This window comes from Lutibacter oceani (genome assembly GCF_003384935.1).
GTDB lineage: Bacteria > Bacteroidota > Bacteroidia > Flavobacteriales > Flavobacteriaceae > Lutibacter > Lutibacter oceani.
Map to the genome: position 1 here is coordinate 789,761 of NZ_QTTQ01000010.1, position 15,662 is coordinate 805,422.

Sequence of the window (15,662 nt, forward strand, 5' to 3'; positions counted from 1 at the left end):
CCTAAATAGATTTTATTAAAAGTTCTGCAGTAGCAGGGTTTGTAGCTAATGGAACATCATGAACATCACACAAACGCATTAACATTGCAATATCTGGTTCATGAGGATGCATCCCTAGTGGATCTCTAAAAAAGAAAACCATATCCGTTTTCCCTTCTGCTACACGTGCAGCAATTTGGGCGTCACCTCCATAGGGTCCTGAAAGGAATTTTTCAACTTTAAACCCAGCCTTTTCGGCATTTTTACCAGTTGTTCCGGTAGAAATTAAAGTAATTTTTTTTGATATTAACAGTGCTTTAAAGTCCATTAAAAACTGAACCATTTCTGTTTTTTTGCCATCGTGAGCAATAATTGCTATTTCCATAATTCCTATTTTTTTAAACTTCTACAAATATAAATTATCTAGTTTATTTAAAGTGATGCAGAATATTCTATTAAATCTACTATTTTAGTCGCATAACCAAACTCATTATCATACCAAGCAATAATTTTAAAGAAATGATTGTTTAATTCCATTCCTGCATTGGCATCAAAAACTGAGGTTCTTGGTTCAGAAACAAAATCTTGCGAAACTACCTCATCTTCAGTATATCCTAAAATTCCTTTAAGTTCATTTTCTGAAGCATATTTCATCACTTTTTTTATATCACTATAACAGGTTGTATTTTTTAAATGTACCGTAAAATCTACTAAAGATACATCCACTATTGGCACTCTCACTGCCATTGCCAAAACTTTCCCTTTCATTTCAGGTATTATTTTGGATATTGCTTCTGAAGCACTTGTTGAAGTAGGTATCATATTATTTAATGCTGCTCTACCTCTACGCCAGTTTTTGGCATAACCATCTACAGTATTTTGACTAGAAGTTGTAGAATGTACCGTTGTAACCAACCCTTCAATTATTCCGAAGTTGTCATTTAAAACTTTTACTATTGGAGCTAAACAATTTGTGGTACAAGATGCATTTGAAAATATTATATCGTCTTTTTTTAATTGCTTGTTATTAACACCCATTATAAACATTGGTGCATCTTTTGAAGGTGCAGAGATTACTACTTTTTTAGCACCGCCTTTCAAGTGCAAAGCAGCTTCGTTTTTAGTTGTATAATATCCGGTAGATTCAATTACAAAATCTACATCTAAAACTCCCCAATTTATGTTTTCCGGATTTTTTTCTGAAGTAATTCTAATTGGTTTACCATTTATTATTAAAACATCTTTTTCAACTTTAACAGTTCCTTTAAATCTTCCGTGAACTGAGTCAAATTTTAATAAATATGCTAACTGATTTATGTCCAATAAATCATTTATTGCAACAACTTCAATATTTATTCTATTTAAAATCGACCTTAGGGCAATCCTTCCAATTCTCCCAAATCCATTTATTCCAACTTTTATCATTTACAATTTTTCTTATAGAAAATATAATTTCTAACAATTAAATAGACATAATATCACTTACTCTTAACAACTCCTTGTTAATATGATGTTTCCCTTTAACGGCATGGTCCAATTCTGTTGTTTCAACTTTATTATTTAACAAGCCAACCATTAAATTTGTTTGGCCATCTAACAATAACTCAACAGCTTTTACACCTAATCGTGTTGCCAAAACACGATCAAAACAACTTGGTGAACCACCTCGCTGCATATGTCCTAGTACCGAAACTCTAACTTCGTATTGTGGTAAGTTTTCTTCTACATAATCGGCTAATTCAAACACATTTTTACCAATTTTATCTCCCTCCGAAACTACTACAATACTAGATGATTTTCCTGATCGTTTACTTCTTTTTAATGCTTCTAACAATCTTTCCAACCCTAAATCTTCTTCAGGTATTAAAATTTCTTCAGCTCCTGCACCAACTCCTGCATTTAAAGCAATAAAACCGGCATCTCTACCCATTACTTCAACAAAAAACAACCTGTTATGAGAACTTGCCGTATCTCTAATTTTATCAATAACATCAACCACGGTATTTAAAGCGGTATCATATCCAATTGTAAAATTTGTTCCATAAATATCATTATCAATTGTACCAGGAATACCAATACAAGGAAAATGGTATTCTTCATTAAAAATCATTCCACCGGTAAAAGTACCATCTCCACCTATTAAAACAAGTGCATCAATTTCAGCTTTTTTAATTTCTTTATATGCCTTTGCTCTACCTTCTTTTGTTCTAAATTCAGAAGATCTTGCTGATTTTAAAATAGTTCCTCCCCTGTTAATAATATTACTTACATGCCTTGGTGACAGTATTTTAAAATCGCCTTCAATTAAACCTTGGTAACCTCTGTAAGCACCTACACATTCAATATTATAATAAGCACAAGCTCTAACAACTGCTCTAATAGCAGCGTTCATTCCAGGGGCATCTCCTCCAGAAGTTATCACCCCAATTTTTTCAATTTTTTTTCCCATAATGAAAAGCTAATTTATAATTATATTTCAATTGAATTTATTTTTGTTTTAGTTTTTTGAATTCCATAAAAGTTATTTCATTCATTTTATTAAAATTTTCACTTATTTCATCAACTAATTTAAACTGATTTTTTGCTCTATCTAAATTATGAAATTTATATGCAGTTTTATAATAGACATCATTATTTAAAAAATCGGTTAGCATACGTAATCCCATAATAAATGTAATTGTTTTTGCTGCCAGTGCTAAGTTTTGCACATCTAAAAGTGTTAATTCTTTGTGCGTTTTTTCTAAAAACCCTTTTGTAAAATCCTTAAAAAATTTGATATTAAATAAAACTTTATTTAAATCGGTTTCATCTTCATTTGAAGTATTACAAATGGTTCTTACGGCATCCCCAAAATCGTAATGTATAATCCCCGGCATAACCGTATCTGTATCAATTACACATAATCCTTTATTCGCTTCACTAAATAAGGCATTTGATATTTTTGTATCGTTATGTGTTATTCTCAATGGAATTTTCCCTGTGGCTATTAAATTTTGAAGTATATGCATTTCATTTTTTAATGTATATACTTTTTTAATTTCTATACTAGCCAGTTCTATACGATTTTTAGAGGCATTTTTCAATGCTTCGTAAAATTGTTTATAACGAAAAGACATTTTATGAAAATCAGGAATAATTTCAACTATTTCATTTACATTTAAACCATTTGTTAAATTTAAAAACTCGCCAAATAATTTTCCGCCTTCGAAAGCAATTTCTTTTGATTCAACTTTTTCAAAAGTTTTACTGTTTTTTATATAAATAGATAAATTCCAAAAATCTCCATCTTTATCCTCATAATATGGTAAATTATTTAGTGTTTTTATAAAACTTAAAACGTGTTGTGACTTATGATTACTTGTTAAATTAATTTGCGTCTTAATATATTCGCTAACCTTAACTTTGTTTAAAATAACCTGTTTGGCATTTTTAAAAACATAGCTGTTTAAACGTTGAAGCACAAAATCATGCGCTCCTTTTGTTTTAATTAAAAAGGTATCGTTAATATGTCCAGAAGATAATTCTGAAAAAGAATCTAACTTAGACAAATGATTGAAATGATTAAATACGGTAATTATATTTTCCGTACTTAAGACCATAAATGTGTTGGATAAACTCCCGATTTCTTTAATTTTTGAATTTCAGAAGTAACAAATTCTTTATCTTCTTTATAAGTAACTCCAAACCATCTCGCATTGGATTTTAATACTTTCATAGTTGCAGTTTTATTTATAATACAAGTATTTACAACCGATGGAATAAAAAACTCAGCTTTTGCTTCTTTATAATTATGTTTTAAAAAATCTTCAAACATAGATTCAGAAACTTCAAAATATTTAGGTGTAAAACCAAAAAAGTTCATTGCGACAACTGTATCTTCAGAAATTGGCTTTAATTGCTCATTTTCATCTTTATACATTAATTGTCCATCAATTTTTTCAATGTGTGTACGTTCAGTAACTTGTGTTAAAAAATTATTGCTATCTACCATACATTCACCTCTTGAAACAAAGCCATATTCTGAAATTGTATTTTTTAATACATAGCCCATCATATTAAAATTTGTAGAATTTTCATCAGTATTTCTTAATGCCTCAGCCACACCTTCAAACGCCTCTCTTCCGTAAAAATCGTCTGCATTAATTACTGCAAAATTACCTTCTACAGCATCTTTTGCCATTAATAAAGCGTGTCCAGTTCCCCAAGGCTTTTGACGATTATTATCTTTATATTTTTCTGGAATTTTATCCAATTCTTGAAATACATACTCGACTTCAATTTTACCTTCAAGTTTTGGATTAAAAAATGCTTTAAAATCGTCTTCAATATTTTTTCTAATAATAAAAACTACTTTTCCAAAACCCGCCTGAATTGCGTCGTAAATTGAGAAATCTAAAATAGTATCTCCTTGTTCTGAAAATGTATCTAATTGTTTTAACCCACCATACCTACTTCCTACTCCTGCTGCTAAAACTACTAATGTTGGTTTGTTCATGCTTTTTATTTTAATTTTTAAAATTAATTAAATCTTTAGTTTTATTTAACTTTTCAATTGCTTTTTTTGAATTTAAAGTATCACTTACTTTTTGTTTTTTTAAACCTAGTTTTTCTAATAATTCTTTACCATTATCAAAATCAATTTGATAATTCATACCTACTCCTTGTGTATAACCTTCTTCCTCCTCAGTATATTGAATTTCATTTTGACGGTTAAATATTGATGATCTTAAGGTTCCTTCTTCATTCATTAAAAAATCTATTGTTACTTCGCCAATTATACTTGTTTGCTCTTTTGAACCTATTGGAACACTGGCTTTTCCGTTTATTAAAATTCTTTCATTTATCTGATAATCAAAGTCCAAACCTAATTGATCATTAATATTTAAATTATCTATTCTATTTCTTTCACCAAAAGTATATACAGGTTTTAATTTAAATTTATTATTTCCTTTATTAACTATATTATCAAATGCATTTGAAAGCAAATCGGAAGTTGTTCCATAAACCAATCCACTACTATTTACACTTAAATCACTTTCGTTATAAAAACTTCCAGTTGCAAGTAATGCCATGAAATGTATTGTTTTGCTATTTGTGTCGTTATTATTTAATTTAAAAGCAAGCTCGGATGCAACAGTTGAACTTGAATTTGGAATTTCAATATCAAATTCGCGCTGAGAGTTGAATAATTCACCTGAAAAACGTGTTATTAAGTCAATCGGAATTTTTCTGTTTGTTGTAATGTTTTCTAATAAAGATTTTGGGTTTGCCGATACTCTATAAACTGCTTCAATATTTATATCTGCCGTAAAAGGATCGCCACTCCAGGATATACTTCCTCCTTTTTTTACATTAAATGGTTTGTTTATAATACCTCCGTATTTAAAATTGTAAATACCATTATCTACAATAAAATCTCCGTACATATCAAATTTATCTTTTGTGTCCAACTCTAGCTGTAAATTTCCGGCACCACTTCCTTTTAAGTAACTTCCTGTAGCCTTGTCCAACACCATTTCTACAATAGCTTCTTTGGTAACTTCTATATTAAAGTTTAGTGAAAGTCCTTTCAATTTTTCAGAAATTAATTCTTTTCTAGACTTTACACTTTCTTCATTTTTCTCGTTTCCAACAAACCTAATTAATTGATTTGTTTCCACGGTTTTAACATCACTTATTGGAATTACAAAATGCGTTCCTTTATTAGTTTTACCGTTTACATCAATTACCAGTTTATCAGTTGGTCCTTTTATAGTTGCATTTCCTGCCAAGTAACCAGTTCCATAATATAAAGAAGTTTCTTCTTCCTCTGTATTTAGTACTAACAAGTTTTGTGTAATTAAACTTAAATCCAATTTCCAATTATCAAAATATTTATGAGAAATAGTTCCAGTTAAATTTCCTTTTGTTGCTTTTAAACTATCGTTTATTAATACATCTTCCAAATTAAAAGTTTGATTGTTTAAAGTAATAACACTAGTACCTACAAAATCGTAATCTACATTTAAATACGGAAAATAGAGCCCAGCTCCATCCAGGTACAATTCACCTGTCATAGTTGGATTATTTAAAAGTCCCGTTAAATTAACATTTCCATAAGCAAATCCTCTAATATTATTAAATACATCTTCGCCTAACGGACTAAAAGCATCTAATTTAAATTCTTCAAAATCTACTATTATGTCTAAAGTTGGCTTTACGGGTGTAAAATCTAAATCACCTTTTGCTGAAAAGTTAATATTTCCATCTCTTTTTAAAGAGATATCAACTCCGTAATTTTTAACTGAATTTTTTCCTTCAATAGCCAATTTTAAATCTCCCTGATGTGAATTATTAACATTAAAATTTGAAACCATTAAATTTGCAGTTGGTTTTACCTGGTTATTCAGTTGATTGTAATTTAAAGTCCCATTTATAATTCCTTTCAATTTCAAGCTATCAATATCGGGAGTAATGCTTGAAAGTTTAACATTATTAAATTTAAAATTTAAATCTTTTGAAATGGTATCTTTTAATGTGCCATAAAATTCTATTTGTTCTTTTTTTGAAGCAATTAAAAACTGCTCTACATTATAAATTTTGGTTTTACTATCAAATACCACTTTGTTTTTTAAGTTGTCCTCTGGATTAATAATCCATTTATTATTTTTAAAGGTGAAATTAGATTTTTGCAATCCAAAAACAGATTTATTTTCACTATTAAAAGTATGATAAAATGATAAATCAAATTTTTCAGTTTTATCAATTCCGCCATCAAATTCTGTTCTAAAATATAGGGTATCGCTTAAAGTTATATTTACCAAATGTAATTTTGAAATAGTGTAATATTTCGAATTTATTTCATCAATTGTTAATTGGGTATTAAATAGTGGATTTTTATTATCAACCTGTAAATTTAACTCGTTTATTGTATTTGTAAATGCTTCAATTTTTGGTGATTTAACATTCAGTTTAAACAAATTATCATCTGAACTAATATCACCTCTAATTGTAGTGGTTGGTGATAATATAACCTCAGGATAAAAAACCTCTACAATTTTATTATGAATATTAAATCTAAAATCTAAATTTTGATTTGGGGTTACATTAAATGGTTTATAATTTGAATAAATACTACCAATAGAATTTTGTGCTAATTTCCCCAACTCATTAAATTTAAACTTCCCAATTATTCGACCGGTTAATATTTCTGGAGAATTTATTGTTATTGTTCTTATACTATCTTTAAAAGAAGAAGTAATATTAAAATCTTTGAAAAAGTAATTTCCTTTTTGATTTACATATAAAGAGTTTTTAAAATCTACTGTACCTACTAAATCATCAAAAGAATTTCCTTTAACATTAATATCAATATTTCCTTTAATTTTTGAAATACTATCTCTTTTAAAAAGATTTATGGTATTTAAATCGCAATAATCAACAGTTGTTTTAAAATCGAATGAATAAATATCTTTAGATAAATCTGCTAAACCGTTAAAATTAAGTTTAATATTATCATCATTTACTTCCATTTCCCCATCAAAATGTTTGTTTTTAAACACACCATTTAAACTAATACCTTTATAAGTATAATTTTTGTATTGATGTTTAGATACCTTGCCTTTAACTGAAGTATTTAAGTTTTCTAATGTAAAACCTTTCCCTTTAATATCAGCTTCCATAGATAATTTACCAACCAAACTATCTTTCATTACTTCACCCAATTTAAAATCAACTAACTCAATATGTCCTGTATAAGAGGCATTGTCTATATCACTAATATCAGTTAAAATTAAATCGGAAATTGAAGTTCCTAAATCGGTGTTTAACGTAAGTTTAGCATCAATTAAATTTTGAGTAATGTAAGTATTGCCACTTAAAGTAAACCTGCCTAACATTTCAAATGTAGAAGGTAATGTTTTCCCTAAAACTTCAGGTAATACCACTTTTAAATGGCTATAATCTGAAGTTAAATTTTTAAAATTACCATTCATAGAAAATCCGTTTTCTTGATTAAAAACGTTTTTAAAGTTCAAATCTCCATTAATAATAGCATTTTTATCAGTTATTAAACTTAAATCATTTGCTACAAAATCATTCAGTTTTCCAGATATTACAGTAGAGAAATGCAACACATCGTTAGTACCAAACTCTTGATAAAAATTTTTCAAATCTAAAAGTGATACATCAGCCTGTTTTACATTGGCATTAAAGGAAACCAAGTTGTTAAAGTCAGAAAAATCTTCTCTATCATAAGTAAATTTAATATCAGCTAAAATTTTTGATGATTTTGTTTTAAGCGCTGTATTTTCAAAATTCATAAATGATTTAGTGTATGTAAAATCACTTGATAAACTCTCAACCTTTAAATCGTGATTTTCAACAAAACTGAATCCTCTAATTTTTACAGAAACATTTGGACCAGCTACTTTAAAATTAGTACCATTTCCATAAATTTTATTAAAAAATAATGGATTTTCATTTTCACTATTTTCATCAGAAATTAATACATAACCATTTTCTAGTTTCAACTTATCTGCAGTCATTAAAAAACTAGATGGTTTGTCACTTACTGTTCCATCATCAAATTTATCTACAAAAACCGTTAAAGCATCGTCTTTTTCGTTTTCATAGGTTTTAATATTTAAAATGAAATCTTGCAATAATATTTGACCAAATTCTAATTTATTCTTTAAAATTTTTCTATAACTAAGTATTGAAGTTGATAAATTTTCAGCATAAATTAACGTATCTAAATGATGGTCTCTAATAAAAACTTCTTTAAGTTTTACGTCTCCAAGGTAAGCTAAATCAACTTTTCCAACATTAATATCAACATTATAGGAGTTCCGTAAATAGCTGGTTGCAGCTTTTCCCAGTTTAGTTTGCACCGCAGGAATAGCAAATAAAATACTTGTTACTACTAAAAGAAGTAGTAAGGCAAGTAAAATTTTGACAACTATTTTTTTAAATCGTTTGATAAGCGCTAAATTTGCATTTTAACGGCAATTTTCGTGCCTTTATTTGTTATTAAATGATTAAAAATAAACCAATTTATATACTTGGTATTGAATCGTCTTGTGATGACACAAGTGCCGCTGTAATTTGCAACGGAAAAATACTATCAAATGTTGTGGCAAATCAAGAAATACATACCAAATATGGTGGTGTTGTTCCTGAATTAGCCTCACGTGCACATCAACAAAATATTGTTCCTGTAATACAACAGGCAATTCAACAAGCAAATATCGACAAAAAAGACTTAAATGCCATAGCTTTTACACGCGGACCTGGATTAATGGGTTCATTATTGGTTGGAACCTCTTTTGCCAAATCACTTTCGTTGGCTTTAGACATTCCTTTAATAGCTGTAAATCATATGCAGGGACACGTTTTAGCACATTTTATTGAAGAAGAAAATCAACAAATACCTCCATTTCCTTTTATATGTTTAACCATAAGTGGCGGACATACTCAAATTGTAAAAATTACCAACCATTTTAATATGGAAGTTTTAGGTGAAACATTAGATGATGCCGTTGGTGAAGCTTTTGACAAATCTGCAAAAATTTTAGGATTACCATATCCGGGAGGACCATTAATTGATAAATACGCTCAACTTGGAAACCCAAAAGCTTTTAAATTTACCAAACCCAGAGTTAATGATTTAAATTTTAGTTTTAGCGGATTAAAAACAGGAATTTTATATTTTATTCAGAAAAAAGTAAAAGAGAACTCCAATTTTATTCAAGAAAACTTAAATGACATTTGTGCTTCTATTCAACATACAATTGTTGAAATTTTATTTGAAAAACTAAAAAAAACAGTTCAACAAACTGGCATAAAACATATTGCAATTGCTGGTGGCGTAAGTGCAAATTCTGAAATTAGAAAAGTATTAAAAGGTACAGAAGAAAAATTTGGTTGGAAAACTTATATCCCAAAATTTGAATATACTACAGACAATGCTGCAATGATTGCAATTGTTGGGTATTTAAAATATTTAGAAAATAATTTTTCTGAAGAATCTACTTCTGCTACTGCCAGGTTAAAAGTTAGTGAAAATTAAAAAGTCAAATTTACATCAACCTGCATTTATTTCAGGTTCTCATATTGAGTGATTATCCGTAAATGAGATTCTGAAATAAATTCAGAATGACGGGTTTCAGAGTTTTAAAGGACCTTTTTATTAATACTCAGCATTTACATCCCAAGCTTCTAAATTTTCTTTAATAGATTTAATAAACATTCCTCCTAAAGCACCGTTTACAACTCTATGGTCGTAAGAATGTGAAATAAACATTTTATGTCTAATTCCAATAAAATCACCTTCTGAAGTTTCAATAACCGCAGGCACTTTTCTCACAGCACCTAATGCTAAAATTGCAACTTGAGGCTGATTAATAATTGGAGTACCAAAAACACTTCCAAAACTACCTACATTTGTAACAGTATAAGTACCACCTTTAATATCATCTGGATTTAATTTTCCATTTCTAGCTCTATTCGCTAAATCATTCACAGCCTTAGTCATTCCTACTAAATTTAATTGGTCTGCATTTTTTATTACAGGTACAATTAAATTTCCATCAGCCAAAGCAGCAGCCATTCCTAAATTAATAGCTTTTCTTTTAATTATTTTATTATCCCCATCAACAGAAATATTAATCATTGGAAATTCTTTAATAGCTTTTGCAACGGCATGCATAAAAATTGGAGTAAATGTTATTTTTTCACCTTCACGAGCAAAGAACTGATCTTTAACTTTATCTCTCCATTTAACAATATTGGTGACATCAACTTCTATAAAAGATTGAACATGTGCAGAAGTTTGAACAGATTGTACCATATGGTGTGCAACCAATTTACCCATTCTACTCATTTCAATAATTTCATCAGCACCATTTACAGAAATTGGAGCTGTGCTTTTTACAACTTTATTTTTTTCAACTTTAGGCTGTTCCACTTGAGCTTCAACAACTTCTTTCTTTGAAATTTTAGCATCTGTTTTATTGCTTTCCAAATAGGCCAAAATATCGTTTTTTGTAACTCTTTTATCTTTCCCTGTACCAATTATAGATTCTAATTGTTCCATTGAAATACCTTCAGTTTCAGCAATATTTCTTACCAGTGGAGAATAAAATTTTCCCGACGCAGAAACTTTTTCAATACTAGAAGAGGCAATTGTTTCATTCACTTCATTTTCAATTTCGCTACTAATAGCTTCACTTTTAATTTCAGAAATAGTTTCAACACTCGTACTTTCACCACTTTCAAGAGTTTCAATAATTGCTATGGTTTCACCTACTTTAACAACCGCATCTGGCTCAAACAATATTTCAACAAGAGTTCCTTCAACTTCACTAGGCACTTCAGAATCTACTTTATCTGTAGCAATTTCAACAATTGCCTCATCTAATTCAACCCTTTCACCAACATGTTTTAACCAAGAAGTTATTGTTGCTTCCGCAACACTTTCACCCATTTTTGGAAGTTTTACTTCAAATTTTGCCATTGTGATTTTTTTAAGTTTCGCAAATTTACAAAAAATATGGCCTATTATTAAATATAGCCACTTTTATATTATAAAAATCAAGTACAGTTATTTATTATTTTCATAACATCAATACCTAATAAACCATTCAAATTATATATTCTTTTAATTAAATTCGAAATAAATACAAATTCTTTAATTAGACTACTTCAAAAAAAGGACTACTCCTTAAATTTTGTAACAAAAATTACAGTGCTATGTAACAAGTATTGCCGAAAAATTCAATTAAATTACTTTAAACGATTCTAAATAAGACCTATATTGCTGATTTTCAGTATTATAAATTTTTAAAAACTATGACTTAAGTCATAATATTACTTTTATGTTGTTCTTAAATTTATAAAAGATTTAAAACAAACAAATATCTAATATTATGAAAAATTTAAAATTAATAGGATTCTTGATGATTTTGGCATCAAGTTTAATGTTTATTCAATGTACTAGCGACCCTATTGCAGGACCACAAGGTTTAGCAGGTGCCGATGGTATAGATGGTATTGACGGCGTTAACGGTGTTGATGGTGTTGATGGTGTTGATAGTACTGCTTCATGTGTTGCTTGCCACTCTGATAGCCACAGAGATCCGATTGAAGCATCATATAAATTATCTCTTCACGCAATGGATCCTTTACATACAGACCGTGGTACTGGAGACCAAATTAACACATCAGATTACACTAATAGACAATCATGTGCACAATGTCATACAAGTGAAGGCTATATAGATTATGTTAGTGGTTTCCCAATTGCTTCAGGTGATGGATATCCTGATGATTTAGCTTATGCTTATGGTAAGCAAACAATTTCTTGTAATACTTGTCATAATAGTCATAGTTCATTTGACTTCGATACTGATGGTCAAGATTTTGCTTTAAGAAATTTTGATCCAGTTACCTTAATTATTGATGGTGTTACAACTATTGATATGGGAACAAGTAACAATTGTGCTACTTGTCATCAACCAAGACAAGTTGATTTTCCAGCAGGTATAGAGGATGTTACAATTACAAGTTCTAGATATGGACCTCACCATGGACCACAATCTACAGTTGTAGAAGGTATTTTTGGTGCAAATATAGCAGGTTCAGTAGGTTACCCAGGTGTTGGAACATCTACACATAGAACTGGCGCTTCTTGTGTAAGTTGTCATATGGGTGAAACAACTGACGGAACAGATGGTTTACACTCTTGGCATCCAACAGAAAACACTTGTCTTAATTGCCATGTGAATGGAGCTCCAACAGAAGTTAGTGGATATGCTGAAGATTTCCAAACATTACATGATTTATTAGTTGCAGCAGGTTCTTTAACCGAAAGTGGTAGCACTGTACCTGGTACTTTTTCTGCAGCAGTTGGACAAGCAACTTGGAATTACAAAACATTAGAAGAAGATAAAAGTAATGGTATACATAACCCTGGCTATGCTAAAGCATTACTTAAAAATTCAATTGAAGCATTACAATAATTGTTAGATATTTTTTTAGAGTTCAGGAGTATATTTTATTCCTGAACTTTATAAAACTAACGCTGAATTGTGTGTTTAGATTAACTTAAAATTTCATTTTTAGAAATTTAAAAAGTAGAAGTTAATTAACATTAAAAATCAAACAAATGAAAAAACTATTGCAAATAGTTCTAATTAGCAGCTTAAGTTTATTGTGCTTCTCTTGTTATTATGATGAAATTCCTGAAGGATTAGATACCGTTATAACTGATGATGATGTACCTGAAATACCAGACACTCAAGTAGTTTCATTTAGTACTGAAATTCAACCAATATTAAATCAATGTACAGGGTGCCATGCAGCTAATATTAATCCAGATTTAAGAGAAGGAAATTCTTACAATGCACTTGTTCCAACATATGTTACAGCAGATGATGCAGATAACAGTAGATTTTACAAATATTTACCTGGAAAAGGGCATCATGATGTAGGAATAACGTTAAGCGTAGATGAAATTGCATTAATAAAAGCTTGGATAAACCAAGGTGCTAAGGACAACTAATATATAAGACATTAAACATGAAAAATTATAAAATTATACTTTTTGTTCTTTTTATTCTTCCTTTTGTAACATTTGCACAAGAAGATGAGAAAAAAGATGAAAAAGTAAAAGAAAAAGTTGAAAGACCTGCGTTTGAAAGTTCATTTATTGTTGATAATCCAACTAATGTTTTGTTTAGTAAAAATTCCTTAGAGGTAACTATGCAACACAGATTTGGTACTATTAATGGTGGAACTAACGATATGGCTGGTTTTTGGGCGCCTTCTAATATTAGAATTGGGCTTACTTATGCGATCCATGAAAGATTAACAATTGGTTATGGAACAACTAAATTTAATCGTTTACAAGATTTTAACTGGAAAGTTGCTTTATTAAGACAAACACGCTCAGGTAGTATGCCATTTAGCGTATCTTATTATGGTAATTTTACAATAGATGCTAGATCTAAAGAAAATTTCAATATGATTCAAGATAGGTACTCTTATTTTAATCAATTAATTATTGCTAAAAGATTTAGTCCAAATGTATCTTTACAAATAGCACCAAGTGTATCTCATTATAATCTAGTAGATGGAGATACAATGAAAAATGATATGGTTGCTGTTTCTTTTGGAGGACGATTTAAAGTAAGTCCACAAACATCTATTTTATTAGATTATAGTCAACCAATAACAAAATTTGAAAGTGATCCAAAACCAGGAGTTAGTATTGGTGCTGAGTTTGCAACTTCAGCCCACGCATTCCAAATTTTCTTAACAAATTACAATGGTTTGGTATCTCAGAAAAACTATATGTATAACCAAAACGATTTCTTTAATGGTGATTTCCTAATTGGATTTAACATTACAAGAATCTACAATTTTTAACTATTAAAATCCATTAAAACAGACTAAAAGTTTAAATAAATCACCCCAAAAGATTTTTCCAAACTTTGTTAGTCTGTTTTTTAATGTTAAAAATATTTTTTGAATTACTTTATCAAACCTAAAAAAATCACTTAAGCTAAATTAAAGACTGATTTTTTCTGGGTTTTATTCGAAAAAAACTTATAGTATCTTTTAAAATCACTGACATAAATCATAGTACAATAATTACTATGTAACTAACTTTACATAAGAAAATTTAACATAATTTCTAGTATAGATTTTTAATATTATGGAAAATAAAAAAACTGAAAAAGGAGGCACAAACAGACGTAATTTCTTGAAATTAGGATTAATGTCTAGTGTAACAGCTGTTGCAGGAGCATCACTAATATCAAACTTAGCAATTCAAGATGAAGAAGTAGCCGAATCTGGCGAAAAAATGAGGTTGTTAACCCCCGATGGAAAAATAGTTGAAGTAGATGCCTCTAATGTAAATAAATATCCTGAGGCACTAATAACTCCAGAAGAATCTAGAAAAGGAATACCTAATCGAAAATTTGTAATGGTTATTGATTTGGCAAAATGTAAAAATGCCAGAAAATGTGTTGAAGGTTGTCAAAAAGCTCACAAACTAGATTATAATGAAGAGTTTATGAAAGTTCAGTTGATACAAGACAATCCTGAAGCTTCTCCATATTGGTTACCAAAACCTTGTTTTCATTGTGATGAACCACCTTGTGTAACTGTTTGCCCAACCGGAGCAACATTTAAACGTGAAGATGGTATTGTATTAGTAGACAATGATCGTTGCATTGGTTGTAAATTCTGTATTACAAGTTGCCCATATTCTGCTCGTCAATTTAATTGGGGGCATAAAGAAAAATTTGATGATAAATCACAACCTTATTCTCCAGAAACAAGTGTTCCGGCAGCAGAAGGTACTGTTATGAAATGTGATTTTTGTCCAGATATGTTACGTCAAGGTAAATTACCACATTGTGCACAATCTTGCCCAATGGGTGTTATTTATTTTGGTGATAAAAATGAAGATATTGTAACAAATGGTGAAGAAACAGTTCGTTTCTCACAATTAATTAAAGACCGAGGTGGTTATCGCCATTTAGAACATTTAGGTACAAAACCTAATGTATATTATTTACCAGCAGTAAACAGACAATTCCCATTAGAACGTGGATTTAATGTTGAAGAAGATATAATTGAACGCTATAAAGATGTACCATTTGTTCAAGATTTAAAAAAACAAGGTAAAATTTAAT

Annotated in this window: 12 protein-coding genes; 5 read left to right on the top strand and 7 right to left on the bottom strand. The window is 29.4% G+C overall.

Features of this window, described 5'->3' with window-relative positions; all coding sequences use genetic code 11:
- Position 1 precedes the first annotated feature (1 nt).
- From BX611_RS08970 to BX611_RS08995, 6 genes are read right to left on the bottom strand one after another with little or no spacing between them, the layout of a single operon-like run.
- Positions 2–364: a methylglyoxal synthase gene (locus BX611_RS08970; RefSeq protein WP_115880304.1), complete on the bottom strand. Its 363-nt coding sequence runs from the start codon at positions 362–364 to the stop codon at positions 2–4.
- Positions 365–411: 47 nt separating this feature from the next.
- Positions 412–1,404, bottom strand: a complete 993-nt coding sequence (gene gap, locus BX611_RS08975) for a type I glyceraldehyde-3-phosphate dehydrogenase (protein WP_115880306.1) — start codon at positions 1,402–1,404, stop codon at positions 412–414.
- A 37-nt stretch (positions 1,405–1,441) separates the two neighbouring features.
- Complete coding sequence (gene pfkA, locus BX611_RS08980; RefSeq protein ID WP_115880308.1) at positions 1,442–2,428, bottom strand: 6-phosphofructokinase; 987 nt, start codon at positions 2,426–2,428, stop codon at positions 1,442–1,444.
- Positions 2,429–2,465: 37 nt separating this feature from the next.
- A complete protein-coding gene (locus tag BX611_RS08985; RefSeq protein ID WP_115880310.1) occupies positions 2,466–3,578 on the bottom strand; it encodes a phosphotransferase in 1,113 nt (370 codons plus the stop codon).
- Positions 3,569–4,474, bottom strand: coding sequence for a sugar phosphate nucleotidyltransferase (locus BX611_RS08990; RefSeq protein WP_115880312.1), 906 nt, complete (start codon positions 4,472–4,474; stop codon positions 3,569–3,571). The genes BX611_RS08985 and BX611_RS08990 overlap by 10 nt, the downstream gene beginning before the upstream one ends.
- 10 nt (positions 4,475–4,484) lie before the next feature.
- Entirely contained in the window at positions 4,485–8,849 is a 4,365-nt protein-coding gene (locus BX611_RS08995) for a translocation/assembly module TamB domain-containing protein (RefSeq protein WP_115880314.1), read from the bottom strand.
- A gap of 143 nt (positions 8,850–8,992) precedes the next feature.
- Here BX611_RS08995 and tsaD point away from each other — a divergent pair, with 143 nt between their 5' ends.
- Positions 8,993–10,027 (top strand): tRNA (adenosine(37)-N6)-threonylcarbamoyltransferase complex transferase subunit TsaD, encoded by a 1,035-nt coding sequence (gene tsaD / locus BX611_RS09000; protein ID WP_115880316.1) that lies wholly within the window; start codon positions 8,993–8,995, stop codon positions 10,025–10,027.
- 120 nt (positions 10,028–10,147) lie between these two features.
- Here tsaD and BX611_RS09005 read toward each other — a convergent pair whose 3' ends face one another.
- Positions 10,148–11,473, bottom strand: coding sequence for a dihydrolipoamide acetyltransferase family protein (locus BX611_RS09005; protein ID WP_115880318.1), 1,326 nt, complete (start codon positions 11,471–11,473; stop codon positions 10,148–10,150).
- A 412-nt stretch (positions 11,474–11,885) separates the two neighbouring features.
- Here BX611_RS09005 and BX611_RS15115 point away from each other — a divergent pair, with 412 nt between their 5' ends.
- From BX611_RS15115 to BX611_RS09025, 4 genes are all read left to right on the top strand, one after another.
- Positions 11,886–12,977 (top strand): multiheme c-type cytochrome, encoded by a 1,092-nt coding sequence (locus BX611_RS15115; protein ID WP_115880320.1) that lies wholly within the window; start codon positions 11,886–11,888, stop codon positions 12,975–12,977.
- Between the two features lie 146 nt (positions 12,978–13,123).
- A complete protein-coding gene (locus tag BX611_RS09015; protein ID WP_115880322.1) occupies positions 13,124–13,519 on the top strand; it encodes a hypothetical protein in 396 nt (131 codons plus the stop codon).
- Between the two features lie 17 nt (positions 13,520–13,536).
- Positions 13,537–14,385, top strand: coding sequence for a DUF5777 family beta-barrel protein (locus BX611_RS09020; protein ID WP_115880324.1), 849 nt, complete (start codon positions 13,537–13,539; stop codon positions 14,383–14,385).
- 289 nt (positions 14,386–14,674) lie between these two features.
- The gene (locus BX611_RS09025) at positions 14,675–15,661 is read left to right on the top strand and encodes a 4Fe-4S dicluster domain-containing protein (RefSeq protein ID WP_115880326.1); all 987 of its coding nucleotides are present in this window, start codon (positions 14,675–14,677) and stop codon (positions 15,659–15,661) included.
- The last annotated feature ends 1 nt before the right edge of the window (position 15,662 follow it).